This is a genomic window from Streptomyces sp. NBC_01267, assembly GCF_036241575.1.
Classification (GTDB): Bacteria; Actinomycetota; Actinomycetes; order Streptomycetales; family Streptomycetaceae; genus Streptomyces.
This window is the reverse complement of record NZ_CP108455.1, coordinates 2,500,996-2,516,647: the sequence shown is the minus strand read 5'-3', so window position 1 is coordinate 2,516,647 and position 15,652 is coordinate 2,500,996. Positions and strand designations below refer to the sequence as shown.

Below are 15,652 nucleotides of genomic sequence, written 5' to 3'. Positions count from 1 at the left end.
AGGGTGTTCGGCTCACAGGGTGTCCGGCCACACCCCGATGTGGTCCTGCTCCAGCTCCAGCGCCACCCGGTCCCGCATCGCCAGCGTCTCGGTGTACTCGGCGGGGAGCTGGAGCCGCCCCGCGCGGTCCAGCATCGCGTACTCGCGGGCCACCACCGACTCCTCGCCGGTCGCCGCGTCCACCTGGGTGCGGCGCAGCACCTCCGTCGACGTGCGCCCGTCGCGGATCGCGACCGTCCGCCGTACCTCGCTCGCCACCGCCTGGTCATGGGTGACGATCACGATCGTCGTGCCCAGCTCCTCGTTGGCCTTGCGGAACGCGGCGAAGATCTGCTCGGCGGTGTGCGAGTCCAGCTCGCCCGTCGGCTCGTCCGCCAGCAGGACCGACGGCTCGTTGGCGAGAGCCACCGCGATGGCCACCCGCTGCTGCTCCCCGCCGGACATCTGCTGCGGGCGGCGGTCGCGGCAGTGCGCGACCTCCAGCATCGTCAGCAGCCGCTCCGCGCGTTCGGCCTTCTTCCTGGAACGGCCGCGCAGCTGCATCGGCAGCGCCACGTTCTGGACGGCGGTGAGATACGGCAGCAGATTGCGCGCCGTCTGCTGCCACACGAACCCCACCACGTCACGGCGGTAGCGCAGCCGCGCCCGCGCGTCCATGGTGAGCAGGTCGCAGCCCGCGACGGCCGCCGCACCCGCGGTCGGCACGTCGAGGCCCGCCAGGATGTTCATCAGCGTCGACTTGCCGCTGCCCGACGCGCCGACCAGGGCCATCAACTCGCCCTCGGTTACCAGCAGATCGAGGCCCTGGAGGGCCTGGACCTCCACCCCGTCCGTACTGAAGATCCGGACCAGCCGGTCGCAGGCGATCAGCGCGTCATGGCCGTAACCGGGCCGGTCCCGCCGGGCCGCGGCCCGCCGCTCCAGCTCGGCGAGCGTCGTCCCACCGGACGCGCCGGGGGAGGCCGCGGCGCCGGAACCGACGGCGGAACCGACGGCGGAACCGACGGCTCCCTTCGAAGCTCCGGTGGAAGGCCCACCGGACGGCCCGGTGGAAGATCCGGTGGATGTTCCCGTCATCGCGCGTCTCCTGCCCTGAGTTCGCTGATCGATCCCTTGCGCCCGGTCCACCAGGCCTGCGACGCCGCCACCCCGGCCGCGAGCAGCACCACCCCGGCCGCCGGAAGCACCAACGACCAGACGTCTGCCCGTAGTTGTACGCCGCCCGCCGCGGAAGCCCCGTCGGACGCCAGGGCGAGTCCGCTCAGATCGACGCCCGCCGCCAGCAGCCGCACCGACGCCCAGCCGGTGAGCGCCCCGCCCGCCGCCGCGAGCAGCGCGTGCGGCAGCGCCTCCAGGACCAGCAGCCTGCGGCCCTGCCCCCGGGTGAGCCCCATCGTGCGCAGCCTGGCCAGCAGCGCGGCCCGCTCGGGAGCCGTACGCAGCAGCGACAGCAGCAGCGCGAGCGCCGCGTACCCCGCCCCGGCGCCGACCGCCGCCCGGTAGATCCGCGAAGCGCCGGACTGCATCGGGGAGTCGGAGTACTTCGCCCGCACCTCGGTACGCACCTGTACGTACGCCTGCTCCTGCGCGGTACGCACCACGCTCCGCAGGGCCTTCGCGTCGAGGGACGGGCCGCTGACCATCAGTGTGGTCGGCACCCGCCTGCCGAGACCGGCCAGATCGAGCACCATGAAATCGCCGTCCGGCAGCACCGGGGTGCGCCGGTCGACCGCCGCCACCCGCACGGTGATGTGGTACCCGGCGACGACCAGTTCGCGCGGCCGGGTGCCGAGCCGTGCGGCCGTGCCCGGCGAGACGATCACCGGCAGCGGCGCGGAGCGGTCCGGGCGCTTCAACAGGTCGGCGCGGAAGGGCCCGATGCCGGTGGAGCGGGCGAGCGCCGCGTAGGCGTCCGGGGTCACACCCAGGACCGGTACGGGCTTCCCGTCGCCCGGCACGGCCACGTCGTACTCGATACGGACCGGCGCCACGGACCGTACGCCGGGCACGGCCGCGACCTTCGCGGCCAGCCCGCCGGGCAGCAGCCCCTCACCCGTCACCCGCGCGTCCGCGCCGGTCGACAGCAGGGCCGCCTGGTCGCGTGCGTGCGCGATCCCGGCCAGCACCGAGCCGCCGAAGGCCGCCGTCGTCAGCGCCGTCAGCAGGGCGAGCAGCGGCAGGGCGCCGCCCGCCGACGAACGTCCGGCGCGGGCCAGCGACAGGAAGCCGACCGGGCCGCGCAGCCGTCCCGCGGGACCGGCCAGCAGGCGCAGCGGCAGCGGATACAGCCGTACGAGCACCAGCGCCGCCACGACCCCGACCAGCACCGGGGCCGCGCTGACCAGCTCGTCGGCGCCTCCGGTGCCCCGCCGGCGCAGGGCGACGACCGCGCCGACGGCCAGGACGAGCAGGGTGAGTTCGGCGACCGTGCGCCGCCGGGACGGCCGCGCGCGTACGACGTCGTCCCGGCCCGCGTTCAGCTGGGGCCTGCGGTGCGCCACGACCGCGCGCAGCGGCAGCGTCAGGCAGGCGGCCACGGCGACCGCTCCGGCGCCGGTCAGCGCGGGCCACAGCCGGGCGTCCGGCAGGGCGAGGACGGCGACCCCGAGACCGAGCGCGGCGGCGGGCAACGCCACCACGGCCGTCTCCGCGCACAGCCGCCCCCCGATGCCGCGCAGCGAGGCGCCCCGGGAGCGCAGCAGCGACAGCTCCGCCCGGCGGCGCGAGGTGGCGAGCCCGCCCGCCATCAGCAGCACCACGGCGGCGACCGTCCCGGTCCCGAAGGCCGCGACGGCGATCACCGGGCCGATGGTGGAGCGCGTCAGCGTGTACGCGTGGAGGATGTCGTCCAGATCGGTGGACGCCTCCGTGGCATCGTCCACCGTGTCGCGCAGCTTCAGCAGGCCGGGGCCGCCCTCCACGTAGGCGACGGCCGAGGTCAGAGCGGCCAGCCGGCGGGCGGTGAGATGGGTGGAGACGGGTGCCAGGTTCCAGTACAACTCCGGGTTGCCCGGCGTCGACTGGAGGACGGGCGCGGCCCCCGGCGCGAGCAGCAGACCGCCCTGCCAGAACTTGGGCGGCACCGGGTCGTTGCCCGGCTTCAGGTCCAGCTCCGGGGTGCGCAGCACCGGATTCACCGACCAGTAGCTGCCGGACGGGCGCAGCGGGCGCACGAACCCGGTGATCCGGAAGGCCACCGTGCCGCTCGGTACGGCCTGCGAGTGCACCACCGAACCCACCTCGATGTGCAGGCTCTTCGCGGTCTCCGGCGTGACGGCGGCCTCCACCTCACGGGTGGCCGCGGACACCTGGCCGTTCGTCCTCGGCAGCCGCCCCGCGACGACCTTCGCGTGCCGGGCGAGGTCGGACTGGTCGGTGACGGTGACCTTCGCGGGGAGTCCGTAGGGGCGCGGCAGCCAGCTGTCCAGGGTCTCCAGCGGCTCGGTGGTGTGGAAGCCGTACGACGACTGGGCGCGGTCCACGGCCAGTTCGGCCGGGATGCGCGCACGGACGTCCCGGTCCAGGCCGGCCAGCGAGGCGGGGCGCAGGATGCGGTCCCGTTCGGCGGGGGCGGTCAGCACTCCCGGCGGCGGCGCGCTCACCCGCAGGGCGCTGCGGTCGGGCCCGGCCGAGGCCACCGCGGAGCGCAGCCCGTCGTCCTCGTACGTGTCCACGGCGCGCGGGAACGCGGCGGCCAGGCAGGCCGTCAGCAGCACCAGCACGGCGAGCGCGGCGGCTCCACCCGGTGCGGTGCGCAGCCGGGTCCTGACCCAGGGGGCGACGGCCCGCCCAACGCCTCGTGCGCGCATGTCAGTTGCCTCCCTGGTGGCGCATGTCCCTCGCCGGGTCGCCGCGGCGCAGCGCGATGGCGGCGACGACCAGCAGCGGGACGGCCACGATCCCCGCCAGCAGAAGAGCGATCCGCCCGGCCGGCAGTTCCACCAGGACGCGGGGCACCGGTTGGGCGGCCTGCCCGGTCAGCACGATCAGCGGGACCACCGCTCTGGTCAGTACCGTGCCCAGCACCAGCCCCACCAGCAGTGCGAGTGCGAGCAGCACGCCCTGCTCGACGGCGATCAGCCGCGCCAGCTGACGGCGCGGGGCACCCAGCGCGCGCAACAACGAGAATTCCTGGCCCCGTTCGCGCAGCGAGCCGACGGCGCCGACCGCGAAGCCGACCGCGGCGAGTGCTGCGGCGACCATCGCGGCAGCGGCCAGCGCCGACTGCGGCCCCGCCCCCAGCGGATCGCCCACCAGCTCGTCGGCGATGTCGTCGCGGGCCACGATCTGTTCCGGGTCGACGTCCGGCCGGTTCCGCAGCGCCGCGGCGACCCGCGCCTCCTTGCCCGGCTCGGTCGACAGCCACCACTCGGTGGGCGTCGCGATGCCGTCCGATCCCACGGCGAGCACGTCGTTGACGGCGCGCAGATCGACCAGCAGCGCCCCGCCGAGGGCTTCGCCCGATCCGTCCACGGCTCCCGCGCCGGTCGTCGGCAGGTCGCGGACCGACTTCACGATCCGCACCTTGAGCGTCTCGCCGCCCAGCGGTACGTCCACGCTGTCCCCGGTCCGGGCGGCTGCGGACTTCAGGAACCGGTCCGTCGCCACGGCCTTGAGCTGCCCGGGGTGCGGACGCACCACCGTGAGCCGCAGCGTGACCTCGGGGGTCTGCAGGAACTCGTCGTTCGGATCGTCCAGTGCGCCCGTCCAGTAGCTGACGGTCAGCGGGCCGTCCGCCGAAGCGGCGGGCCGCAGCTTCTCGTCCGGCTCCGGCATCGTCGCTCCGGCCACCGACAGCACCCCCTGCCAGTGCGCGGCGCCGGGGACGGCGACCGGTTGCGCCCCGCCACCGGCCCGCACCGCCCGCAGCCCGTCCACCGAGAGCCGGTGGGTCTCGCCGGTGACCGGCTGCGGGAGGTCGGTCTCCAGACCGGTCAGGGCGAACGGCCCTGCGGGCTTCCCCTCGGGCGCGTCGGCCGCCTTCAGCAGGTCCAGGGTGAGCGTGTGACGACGCCCGTCGGCCGGCAGATCACCGATCTGCAGCCGGTAGGGCAGCCCGAAGCGGTCCTCGACGATCGCGGTCACCGCGGTGCTCAGCCCTGCCGGGGACCTGCCGTGCGGGGCGCCGTCGGAGGTGAGGCGCAGCCCCAGCGCCAACTGCCCGGTGTCGGCGGGCAGCAGCACACCCGGCCTGGCCGTGGCGGGCGGGGTGATGTTCTTGAGCAGCCCGGACGCCGGCTCGTCGGCGAGGTCGCCCCTGAGCATCAGCCGGTCCGGGGCATGAGCGGCGTCCACGGCCAGTACCGTCGCCGTCCGGTTCCCGGAGAGCTCCATGGACGAACGGGAGACGGGCGCCACATCGCGTACGCCGGGCAGTGAGCTGTACGTACCGGCCTGGCCGAGCGGATCCGTACGGGAGCCGAGCACCCGGATCGGGGCGCCCGCCCGGAAATCCGCCTGGTCGGCCTGCGAACGCTGCCACGAGGCGCCCTGGCCCACGGCCAGGATGCCCATCGACACGGCGAGGACGAGCAGCAGCACCGGGCCCGCGTTCCGCGCCGGACGGCGGCTGAACTGCCAGCCCGCGAGGGCGGCGGGCAGCCCCCGGCCACCGGCCGCGCGGCGCTCGGCGAGCCGGGCAGCGGGCGGCAGCAGCCGGAGCGTCAGGACGGTGCCCGCGAGCAGCGCCAGCGCGGGGGCCGCCACCAGCAGCGGGTCGATACCGAGTTTTCCCTGCCGGTCACCGCCGAGCGCTCCGCTGCCCGAGGTCTGCCGGTCCAGCTGCCAGTACGCGACGCCCGCGACGACCAGCAGGGCGATATCGGCCCCGGCCCGTACCGGCGCGGGCAGCACGTTCGCCCGGCCGCGCCGTGACCGGCCCGCGGAGAGCGCGGGCGCGATGACGGCAGCCGCGCAGCCCAGCGCGACCGCCGCGGCCACCAGCCACACGGAGCCGGTGGCGCCGGAGTCGAGCCGCAGCCCGACCCGCGCCAGCGCGCCCTGCCCGGCGAGCAGCCGGGTCAGCGGACCGGCGAGCAGCGGGCCGCAGACCGCGGCGGGCACCGCGAGCAGCAGCGCCTCCAGCGCGGCGAGCGCGGCGATCCGCTGCCGGGAGCCGCCACGGGCCCGCAGCAGCTCGGTCTCGCCCGCCCGTTCGGTGCTGAGCAGCCGGGCCACCAGCAGGAGCGTGTACGCGGCGAGCAGCACCAGCTGCAACGCGACGATCAGCAGCGTGGAGCGGGCCACCAGCAGGGCCCGCCCTGCCTGGTCGAGCACCTCGGGAAGCGCGGTGGACGCGGTCGCCTGGCCGCCCAGGGCCGGGTCGGCGCCGACTGCCTCGGGGCCGCTCCGCGCGGCCTTGGTCAGGGCGCCGATCCGGCTGGTGGTGATCTTCCGGAAGTCGCCCGCGGCCAGCCAGGAGGTCTCACTGGAGGTGACCCGCCCGGCGGTGAAGACGGCGGGGTCGGTGAGCAGCGGGCCGTACGTGGTGAAGTCGACGGTCCGCATGCCGCGCCCGCCCAGCCCGTCCAGCTGCCAGTACGGATCGGTCCGGTCGGCCGGCCGGTACACGCCGGTCACACGGACGGCGACCTTCTTGGTGGTGTGCAGCCGGTCGTCGAGTGTGAGCCTCGCCCCGGTCCGCAGCCCGAGCTGTTTGGCGGCGACCTCGGGCAGCGCGACCTCGACGGGACCGCTGCCGGTGGCCCGCGGCCAGGCCCCCGAGGAGAGCCGCACCCGCGAGCGGTCGATCGCGGCGAAGAGCGTGAGGTCCGGGTCCCCGCTGCGGGCGGCGGGCTCCTGGACGCTGCGGGGGAGCGCGTACGGCCCCGACCCGTCGAGCGTGCGCACGGTGACGGGCAGCCCGTCGAAGGTCCGCTCGGCGTGCTTGCGCACCGCGGTGGCCGCCGACTGCTCCTGGCCGGGCGGCACTTGGGCCCGGACGACCAGGGTGGCGCGCGTGGCGTCGCGGGTGAGCAGCGAGTGGCGCAGCCCGGCGTCGCCGATGGAGCCGGAGAAAACGGTGAGGGTGGCCAGCACCGAAGTGGTCAGCAGGACGGCCAGCAACGCGGCTGCCAACAGCAGCCGGTGCGCCCGCACCCGCAGAAAGACGAACCCCGTCACCCTGCTCCCCCGATCCCGCCCCCGAACCTTTCCGGATGCTGTCAGAGGGCGGGCGGACGGGAAAACGCCTGAGGGGCCACCTTCATTGGATTGTGACCGGATTCCGGGTACAGGGCACCGGATTCCGTAATTCCGGTGACGCAGAGGTCAGTCGGCGGTCACTCTTCGCAGGCCCGGTGGGGTGGCCGCGGTCAGCCGTCGCTGTTGACCATCGAAGCCGCCGCGTACGTGAGGTACTTCCACAGCTGCTGCTCGTGCTCCTCGGCCAGGCCCAGCTCGTCGACCGCCGCCCGCATGTGCTTCAGCCAGGCGTCGTGGGCGGCCCGGTCGACCTTGAAGGGGGCGTGACGCATCCGCAGCCTGGGGTGGCCGCGGTTGTCGCTGTAGGTGCGGGGGCCGCCCCAGTACTGCATCAGGAACAGCACGAGCCGCTCCTCGGCCGGGCCGAGGTCCTCCTCCGGGTACATGGGGCGCAGCGTGGGATCGCCGGCGACGCCCTGATAGAAGTGGTGAACCAGTCGCCGGAAGGTCTCCTCGCCGCCGACCTGCTCGTAGAAGGTCTGCTCCTGAAGCGTGCCGCGCGGGATCTCTGTCACCCCTCCATGGTCTCAGACGGAGCGACGGAGGCCGGTGGTCCTAGGACCCGCCGCCGATCCTCGCCGGGCACCGTGACCGTTCGCCTCCCGGCCCCGCACGCAGCACAGTGGAGATATGGGCGCAGACCGGGAATTGCGGGCGGCGCTGGTGCGGGAGATCGCGGAGGGCGGTGCTCTGGCGGATCCGGCCTGGCGCAGGGCGTTCGAAGAGGTGCCGAGACACCTCTTCGTGCCGTACTACTTCGCGGACGGCTTGTGGCGCCGCGAGCGGCTCTGGAGCGAGGACCCGGACCCGGAGCGGCGCAGACGCTGGCTGGAGGGGGTCTACACCGACCAGCCGCTGGCCATCCGCGTCCGGGACGGCGAGCTGGTGTCGTCCAGCAGCCAGCCCTCGCTGATGGCGCGGATGCTCGACGAACTGGACGTGCGGGACGGGAACGCCGTCCTGGAGATCGGTGCGGGCAGCGGGTACAACGCCGCTCTGCTGGCCCATCGGCTGGGAGATTCTCTGGTCACGACCGTCGACCTCGATCCGGAGATCACCGAATCGGCCCGCGGTCACCTGGAGGCCGCCGGGTACGCACCGGCCGTCGTCACCGGCGACGGGGCCCGGGGCTGCCCGGCGCAGGCCCCCTTCGACCGGATCATCGCCACCTGCACGCTCCAGTCCGTGCCCGGCGCCTGGCTCGCGCAGTGCAGGCCGGGGGCGCGGATCCTCGCGCCGCTGTCGACCGGGCTGATCGTGCTGGAGGTGCAGGACACGGAGTACGCGCAGGGGCGGTTCCTGGACACGCCCGCCTACTTCGTGCCGCTGCGGGGCGGCGGGGGCGACGAGCCGCCGCTGCGTAGTGGAGGACTGCCGCCCAGCGTGCTGGAGAACGGACTCTTCCGCTTCCTGCTCACACTGACCGCGGGCAGCCTGGACCCGGTCGAGGCGTTCTCCCTCTGGGAACGGGAGGAGCGCCCCGCGCGGGAGCGGTACGGGGTGACGGTCAGCGGGGGGCACGAATGGGCCTGGCTGGACGACCCCGAAGGGCCGTACGCCTGGCCGCTCGTACCCCCCGCTTCCCGGTTGCCGGCCGTCAGGCCCGGTGGATCGTGATGGTGGTCCAGGCACCCACGTGCACCCGGTCGCCCTCTTCGAGCGGGATCGGTACGTAGGGCGGGATCGGGTCCTCGGCGCCGTTGACCGTGGTGCCGTTGGTGGAGTTCTGGTCGACCACGGCCCAGGAGCCGTCGGGCTGCTGGACCAGGACCGCGTGCTGGTGCGAGACCCCGGGATCCTCCGGGGGGACGGCCAGATCGATGTCGGGGGACTCGCCCGTGGAGTGCCTGCGGCGGCCGATGGTGATCTGGTTGCCGGTGAGCGGAAGCTGCTGCTCCGGGGAGTAGGCGGGCAGATTCAGGCCGGTGGCCTCGGGGCCGCTGCGCTGCATCATCGCCATGAAGTACTCACGGTCCGGACCGACGGTGGCGGACCAGCTCTGCGGCTGCGGCGGCTGTGGAGCCTGCGGCTGCTGCTGGGCCTGCGGCGGGTGCTGAGGACCGGGCTGACCGGGACCGTGCTGACCGGGACCGTGCTGACCGGGGCCTTGGGGGCCGGGACCGTGCTGACCGGGGCCTTGGGGGCCGGGACCGTGCTGACCGGGGCCTTGGGGACCGCCCCCCTGCGGTCCGGGACCCTGCGGTCCGGGACCCTGGGGCTGTGGCCGGGGCGGCCCCTGCGGCGGCTGTGCCTGGGACGGCGGGGGCAGCAGCCAGTCGTCCGCGCTCGGCTGCTGAGGTTGCTGGGGCTGCTGGGGAGCCTGTGGCGCGCGCGGCGGCTGGGCGAACGACGGCGGTGGCGGAGGGCCCGGCTGCTGCTGGTACGGAGTCGGCGGCGGAGGACCCTGCCGCCGGGACGGGTCGTTCGTCAGCGGCTCGGCGGGGCGGTTCACCTGCGAGGGCCGCGAGCTCTGGTAGTCGAACGCGTCCGGAGGCCGCGGCGGCTGCTGCTGGGACTGGAAGCCCGGCGGCAGATTCGGGGCGACCGGGGTGTACGACGTCGCGGTGCTGGTGAGGAAGTTCCACCGGCACTCCTCGCAGAACGGCGCACCGGCCTCGCGCGGCGTACGGCACTGCGGGCAGATCTCCGCCTGGGCCGTGGGGTCCGGCGGGTAGCCGTAAGCGGCGGCCGGATTCCCTCCCTGCGGCGGCGGGGGCGGCTGCTGGGGTCCGCCGGGTCCCGCGTACGGCGGGGGCGGAGGGGGAGGCGGCGGCACGGCGCCCATGCGGTGGCCGCAGACCTCGCACCAGTCGTCGGATCCCGACTGGTGTCCGTTCGGGCAGGTCGGCATGGAGTCGCTTCCCCCTCTCCTCATCCGGCCCGAAGGCCGCAAAATGTTACTTCTGCTGCTTCTGCTGCACCTGTTGCAGCAGCGGCTACTTCTCGCTGCTTCTCTTACTTCTTCTGCTTCTACTTCTTCACGCGAACTGTCTTCGTGGAGCGCGTTTCGAGGGTCATCTCGTCCGCCTCCGCGACCTTTGCCTTCAGTCGCACAGTACCGGTCGCTTCGTCGACGACGTCCACCACCTTCGCGAGCAGCTTCGCGGTGTCCTGGTTGCCCGAGACCGCCGCCAGCTGTACCGCGCGGCCGAGCTTGGCCGTGGCGCCGTCCAGATTGCCGGACTTGCGGGCATCAAGGCCCTGTTGAATGACTTGTGCCAGTTCGGCCTGGCCGGTGTAGTGAGCCACCTGCGGGTTGATGGAGGTGGACGCCACCATGTCGTCCGTCCACACCGCCCGCACCAGCCCCTGCGACAGGGTCTGCGGGGCGCCGCCGGACGGGTCGGGCAGCACGAGCGAGACGCGGGCGGCGAGCATCTCCTGGCCGATGCCCGCCTCGGGGACCTGCACACACACGTGGTAGTCGCGGGACTCGTCGCCCCACGAGCCGGTCGGATAGTCCCCGGCCCGCGGTCCCACCTCCGTGCGACGGTCCGTCAACTGCTCCACCCGGGGCGCCACTTGCTTGACGAACTTGATCTCCACGCCGACGGGTGTCCAGAGGCGCAGCGCCACGTCCGCGATCTCCTTGCCCATCGCGTTCTCCATCATCTGCGTGAAGTCCGCGGCCAGGCCCGCCGGATCGGCCACGATGTCGGCCGTCCCGAGCAGCGCCGAGGCGATGGCGGTGACCTCCTTGACCTCCCAGTCCGTGCCGACCCCGCGGGCGTCACAGGTGAACCGGCCCGCCCCGGCGTCGAGCGCCGCCCGCAGGTCCTCGGGCGACTCGTGTTCGTTGCGGCCGTCGGTCAGCAGGATGCCGTGCCGGATCGGCGGCACGCCCGCCGCGTCGTACGGGCCGTCCGCGGAGTTCAGCAGCCGGTCGGCGAGCCGCAGCCAGGTGCCGATCGCCGTACCGCCGCCCGCACTCAGCCTGCGCAGCGCTTCCTTGGCCTGGGCGCGGGTCTGCGGATCAGCGGTGGCCAGACGGCCGTTGCCCGGATAGATGTCCTTGGCCACATGGGTCCCCGCCACCACGGAGAACGCGGTGCCGTCACGCAGCGCGTCGATGGCCGAGGCCGTCGCGTCGCGGGCGTTGCGCATCTTCGTCGGCGGGTAGTCCATCGAACCCGAGCAGTCCACCATGATCACCACGGCGGAACCCGGCGCCTGCCCCGGCAGCCGGGGGGACGGAACGCCCGGCCCGGTGAGGGTGCCGCCGCTGGTGCCGCCCCCGGTCGAGGTGACCGTGACGATCGCGTTGACGTCGCGCCCGCCCTCCGGCAGGAACTCGTTCTGGTACACGTCGACCGAGAATTGCGGCACGTTGGACTTGGAGAAGTTGGCCATCTGATCGGCTCCTTGACGAACAACGCGGCAATCACAACAAATGAACGGCAATCACAACAAGTGCACGTATGTAAGCCCTCTTCACGCCGTGCAGGCGGATCCTGCCCCTTGTGCGGGCACGCGGAACGGCACAACGGCCACTGTTACGTTGTCGTGGCCCCCACCGTCGAGCGCGTGGCCGACGAGCACCTGTGCGCAGTGCAGCGGCCGGACGCTCGCGTCGGCCGGAACGACCTGTGTCATTTCCTCCGCCGACTCCGCGTAGTTCCACAGGCCGTCGGAGCACACCACCACCACTCCCGGCCGGTCCGGCTTGAAGGAAGCGGTGTGCGGCTCCAGTTCGTACGCGTCGGCGCCGAGCCAGCCCGTGATGGCGTGGGCGCGCTCGTCGGCGTACGCCTGCGCCTCGCTCATCAGCCCCGTCGCCACCATCTGCGCGGCCCAGGAGTCGTCCTCGGTGAGCCGGGACGGATGTGCCGTCCGGTCGTCGGGCACCCAGTAGACACGGCTGTCCCCGACCCAGCCGACGACGAGCAGCCCGCCCGCCACGATGGCGGCGACCAGGGTGCACGCCGGGGCGTTCTGATGGTGGTGCGGGCCGTGCTCCATGGCCCGGTCGGGCCCGGCAGCCAGTGAGTTGACCGCTTCTGACGAGGCGAGGATCGCCTCGTGCAGCGCCTGCTGCGGGTGCACGCCCGCGGGCAGGGAGGTCTGCAGCGCGTCCTTGGCCGCGGCGGCTGCGGCGGCCGACGCCTCGTCGGGGCGGGTCGCCGAGGACACCCCGTCACAGACGACTGCGACGACGGCCGGTGAACCGTCGGGCAGCGCCGCCGAGGACACCGCGAACGCGTCCTCGTTGCGGTGGTGGCGCAGTCCGCGGTCGCTCACCGCGGCGACCGCGTCCAGCTCCTCCTCCATGTGGTCCCGCTCACGGGGTTGCGCATGGCCGCAGTTCTCGCAGTAGCCGTCGTCGTCGATCCGGCCGGTGCGGCAGGCGACACAGACCTTGGTGCCCTCGGGCGGGGCGGACGCGGCGGCTGCCGCTGCGGGGTCCGGGGCGGGCAGCGCGTACTCCGCGGGCGAGGGAGGCCCGTCGAACCGTACGACCGGGGGCAGTTCGCTCCCGTCCGACGCCACACCGGGCACATCGCCCGCCGTCTGTACGGGGGCGGGTTCGCCCGTGCCGGTCCCCTCCGCGGCGTCCGGCCAGGCCACACCCGGCGCGGGGCCGGTACCGCCGACGGCCGACGCGGGCCGGTCGTCCGGCGGTTCGGGCACGGCCGACAGGTCGTATCCGCACGCGCCGCAGAACAAGTCGCCCGGCTCCAGCGGCTCCTCGCAGCTGGGGCAGGCGGCCAGGTTCGTCTGGGACATCAATTCACACCCACGTCCGGGGGCGGAAACGGTTGGCCCGCTCCACCAGGTCGATCCTTTCCTCGCCACGCTGGGCGAGCCGGGCGAGTACCCGGTACGAGCGTTCGAGACCGAAGCGCAGGCCCCGCTCGTCGAGTGGGCTGCCGAGCAGGGTGGTGGACTCCACCACCTGGCCGCCCCGGCCTCCGGAGAGTACCCAGTCCAGGGCCGTGCCCAGTACTTCGATGGCGAGCCGCTCGCGGCGTACCGCGTCGAGCCCGAACTGCTGGAGCGCCGCCACCTGGCCCGCGGCTGCCCGCAGGTCGTCCACCAGCGGGTCGGTCGCCGCCCGGCGCCGCAGCCGCGCCCGCACCGTGGCGACGCGGGCCGCCGTGTAGTGGATGGACGCCTCGGGCACCGACTCCAGGGTGCGTACGGCGCCGGTCCGGTCACCGGCCGCGAGCTGCACCCTGGCCAGCCCGAAGGCGGCGCTGACGTAGCTCGGATCGGTCGTCCACACGAGGCGGTAGTACTCCGCCGCGTTGTCCAGCTGGCCGAGCAGTTCGGCGCAGACACCGAGCGCCAGCTTGGGCGCGGGCTCACCGGGGAACGCGTCGTAGATCGCGTCGAAGGAGAGCGCGGCGGTCTCCCGGTCGCCGGTGACGAGCGAGGCCACCCCGCGGTACCAGACCACCCGCCAGTCGTCGGGGTGGTCCGTCTCCAGAGCCATGATCAACTCGACTGCGGTGTACGAGTCCTGGTTGTCCAGCCGGGCCCGCACCTGACGCAGGCTCCGCTCCAGGGACTCACCGGGCGCGGCCTCCAGGGCGGCGATCACCTCGCCGGGAGCGGAGGCCATCAGGCCCGCCAGGAAACCGGCGTTGGGGTCGTTCGGGTCCACGCGCGGAACCGGCAGCGCCAGCGCGGTGGCGCGCGCATCGATCCCGGCGAGGAACGCCTGGGCCGGGGCCCCGGTCGCCGGTGCGGCGGACTCCGGCGGTCGCTGCGCGGGGAGACCGGGCTGTGCGGGGACACCGGGCTGCGCAGGGAGACCGGGCTGTGCGGGACCGCCCGCCGTGGCGGACGCGTACCCGCCGGCCGGGCTGCCCGGTCCGGCCCCCGCGCCGTACGGGGCGCCGGTGACCGCGGCGGGTGCGCCGGTCCTGCCGCCGCGCCCGGTCCGACGCCGGCCGGGGGGCAGTTGGCGTGCCCCGAACAGCGACACGTCCTCCGTCAACTCGGCGAACAGCGTGGTGTCGGTGACCCGGACCTCGGGCCCGAACAGGGTCGACAGCGAGGGCCGCGGCCGGCCCGTCTGGACCGCGACGACCTCGCGCAGCACACCGGTGAGCTGCTCGGCCATCTCCGTGGCCGAAGCGAACCTGCGCGCCGGATCCGGGTCCGTGGCCCGGACGAGCAGCCGGTAGAAGGACTCGTACTTCCGGAAGACCTCGATGTTGTCCGGGTCGGGGAGGCTGTCCACGAACACATTCGTGTAGCCCTGGAAGTCGAAGGTCAGCACCGCGAGCGTGCGCGCCACCGTGTAGAGGTCGGAGGCGATCGAGGGCCCGGCCTCCGCCACCTCCGGTGCCTGGTAGCCGACCGTGCCGTAGATGGCCGACTCGTCGTCGTCCATCCTGCGTACCGCGCCCATGTCGATGAGCTTCAGCTGGTCCTGCTGCTGGATCGCGTTGTCGACCTTGAAGTCGCAGTACAGCAGATTGCGGCTGTGCAGATGCCCCAGCGCCTCCAGGGCCTCGATTCCGTACGCGCAGGCCTGCTCGACCGGCAGCGGATCGCGTCGCCCGGCTGCCCCGCGCCGTTCGTTGGCGATCTCCTTGAGCGACTTGCCGCCCACGTACTCCATGACTATGTAGCCGTCCATGGAGCCGGTGCGCTGATCCAGGTGCTCGACGAAGTTGTAGATCCGCACGATGTTGGAGTGCTCGATCTCGGCGAGGAAGCGCCGCTCCGAGATCGCCGCGGCCATGGCGTCCTGGTCACCGGTGTCCAGCAGGCCCTTGAGCACCACCCAGCGGTCGGAGACCGCCCTGTCGACGGCCAGATAGACCCAGCCCAGACCGCCGTGGGCCAGACAGCCCATGACCTCGTACTGGCCGTGCACGATGTCGCCGGTGTTCAGCTTCGGTACGAAGGAGTACGGGTGGCCGCACTTGGTACAGAACCCCTCGGTCCGGCCCGGCCGCGCACCGCGCGAACGTCCCACCGGGGCCCCGCAGTCGGAGCGCGAGCAGAACCGCTTCCGCTCGGGGACCTCCGCGTGCTGCATCACCGCGGACTGCGGGTCCGGGCGCGGCACGTCCGGGATCGAGACCAGTCCCGCTCCCAGCCGGTTGCGGCCCGACGCGCTCGCCGAGGCTCCGGAGCTGCGCACCGAGACCGAACGGCCCGAGGCCTGGCCCGACACCGCCCGGGACAGCCGCCCCGAAACCGACCTGCGTGACGTCGACGAGCGGGAGGAGGACCGCGAGGACGCCCGCGACGAGGCCCCCGAACCACTGCGCGCGGAAGCGCTGTTGCTGCCCCGGCCGCCACCGGCGATCCCGGTCGGCGGTGAGCTGACCATCCCGTCGCCGGGTCCCCGGCCGTGTTCGGACGGGGAGGACCCCGAGGCCGACACCACCGGGGCGAGGCCGCAGGTGTCGCAGTACAGCTCGCCGCCGCCCATGTCCTCGTAGCTGCCCTCGCACTGGGGCCGCTGGCACTTCTGCTGCTCGCTCATCCC

General features: G+C 73.8%; 9 protein-coding genes. 1 reads left to right on the top strand and 8 read right to left on the bottom strand.

Annotation, left to right across the window (positions count from 1 at the left end; translation table 11 throughout):
• Nucleotides 1-12: 12 nt before the first annotated feature.
• From OG709_RS11490 to OG709_RS11475, 4 genes are all read right to left on the bottom strand, one after another.
• On the bottom strand, nt 13-1,077 hold the full coding sequence (locus tag OG709_RS11490; protein WP_266643145.1) for an ABC transporter ATP-binding protein: 1,065 nt from the start codon (nt 1,075-1,077) through the stop codon (nt 13-15).
• The gene (locus tag OG709_RS11485) at nt 1,074-3,809 is read right to left on the bottom strand and encodes an ABC transporter permease (protein ID WP_250298475.1); all 2,736 of its coding nucleotides are present in this window, start codon (nt 3,807-3,809) and stop codon (nt 1,074-1,076) included. The genes OG709_RS11490 and OG709_RS11485 overlap by 4 nt, the downstream gene beginning before the upstream one ends.
• Nucleotide 3,810: 1 nt before the next feature.
• A complete protein-coding gene (locus tag OG709_RS11480; RefSeq protein ID WP_329165909.1) occupies nt 3,811-7,122 on the bottom strand; it encodes an FtsX-like permease family protein in 3,312 nt (1,103 codons plus the stop codon).
• Nucleotides 7,123-7,313: 191 nt separating this feature from the next.
• Entirely contained in the window at nt 7,314-7,718 is a 405-nt protein-coding gene (locus OG709_RS11475; RefSeq protein WP_250298473.1) for a globin, read from the bottom strand.
• A 115-nt stretch (nt 7,719-7,833) separates the two neighbouring features.
• On the opposite strand from OG709_RS11475, the gene OG709_RS11470 reads away from it, so the two are divergent.
• Nucleotides 7,834-8,820, top strand: coding sequence for a methyltransferase domain-containing protein (locus OG709_RS11470; RefSeq protein WP_266643149.1), 987 nt, complete (start codon nt 7,834-7,836; stop codon nt 8,818-8,820).
• Here the strand turns inward: OG709_RS11470 and OG709_RS11465 are convergent.
• From OG709_RS11465 to OG709_RS11450, 4 genes are all read right to left on the bottom strand, one after another.
• The gene (locus OG709_RS11465) at nt 8,801-10,054 is read right to left on the bottom strand and encodes an FHA domain-containing protein (RefSeq protein ID WP_329165906.1); all 1,254 of its coding nucleotides are present in this window, start codon (nt 10,052-10,054) and stop codon (nt 8,801-8,803) included. The genes OG709_RS11470 and OG709_RS11465 overlap by 20 nt on opposite strands.
• 119 nt (nt 10,055-10,173) lie before the next feature.
• On the bottom strand, nt 10,174-11,553 hold the full coding sequence (locus OG709_RS11460) for a vWA domain-containing protein (protein WP_266643151.1): 1,380 nt from the start codon (nt 11,551-11,553) through the stop codon (nt 10,174-10,176).
• An 81-nt stretch (nt 11,554-11,634) separates the two neighbouring features.
• On the bottom strand, nt 11,635-12,927 hold the full coding sequence (locus OG709_RS11455; protein ID WP_250298469.1) for a PP2C family serine/threonine-protein phosphatase: 1,293 nt from the start codon (nt 12,925-12,927) through the stop codon (nt 11,635-11,637).
• Nucleotides 12,928-12,931: 4 nt separating this feature from the next.
• On the bottom strand, nt 12,932-15,649 hold the full coding sequence (locus OG709_RS11450; protein ID WP_329165903.1) for a serine/threonine-protein kinase: 2,718 nt from the start codon (nt 15,647-15,649) through the stop codon (nt 12,932-12,934).
• Between the last annotated feature and the right edge of the window lie 3 nt (nt 15,650-15,652).

Coding starts and splice junctions, on each gene's coding strand:
- OG709_RS11470 (WP_266643149.1), top strand. CDS start 7,834: ATGGGCGCAGACCGGGAATTGCGGGCGGCGCTGGTGCGGGAGATCGCG.
- OG709_RS11450 (WP_329165903.1), bottom strand. CDS start 15,649: ATGAGCGAGCAGCAGAAGTGCCAGCGGCCCCAGTGCGAGGGCAGCTAC.
- OG709_RS11490 (WP_266643145.1), bottom strand. CDS start 1,077: ATGACGGGAACATCCACCGGATCTTCCACCGGGCCGTCCGGTGGGCCT.
- OG709_RS11485 (WP_250298475.1), bottom strand. CDS start 3,809: ATGCGCGCACGAGGCGTTGGGCGGGCCGTCGCCCCCTGGGTCAGGACC.
- OG709_RS11465 (WP_329165906.1), bottom strand. CDS start 10,054: ATGCCGACCTGCCCGAACGGACACCAGTCGGGATCCGACGACTGGTGC.
- OG709_RS11455 (WP_250298469.1), bottom strand. CDS start 12,927: ATGTCCCAGACGAACCTGGCCGCCTGCCCCAGCTGCGAGGAGCCGCTG.
- OG709_RS11460 (WP_266643151.1), bottom strand. CDS start 11,553: ATGGCCAACTTCTCCAAGTCCAACGTGCCGCAATTCTCGGTCGACGTG.